1 protein-coding gene is annotated in these 317 nt (G+C 63.7%); it reads right to left on the bottom strand.

Annotated features, from left to right (window positions below; genetic code table 11):
* A partial coding sequence (locus tag G8O24_RS43200; protein WP_283815675.1) for a carboxyl transferase domain-containing protein occupies positions 1-317 on the bottom strand: 317 nt, incomplete at both ends.

The following is a 317-nucleotide window of genomic DNA, read 5'->3' as shown; positions in this document are numbered from 1 at the left end:
ATGGTCGGTGACGCCGCTAACGCGGCTATGCATTTCACCTCCGCCGAGGGCTTCGACGCCGACCTCTTCCTTGGTCGCGGCAAATACCAGTTGCGGTCCGCCCAGGAACATGGCGCCCTGATTGCGGATGATGACGGTGTCGTCGCAGAGCGCCGGCATGTAAGCGCCGCCGGCGGTCGAGGGGCCGTGGACGATTGCGATCTGCGCGATACCCTCGCTCGACATCCGGATCTGGTTGTAAAAGATCGAGCCGAACTGCCCGTCGTCGGGAAAAATGTTGGGCTGGTCCGGCAGGTTGGCGCCGCCGGATTGCACCA

It is taken from the genome of Bradyrhizobium campsiandrae (genome assembly GCF_014529705.1).
Classification (GTDB): domain Bacteria; phylum Pseudomonadota; class Alphaproteobacteria; order Rhizobiales; family Xanthobacteraceae; genus Bradyrhizobium; species Bradyrhizobium campsiandrae.
Note: the sequence above shows the minus strand (reverse complement) of the source record. Positions and strands in the feature narration are given on the sequence as shown.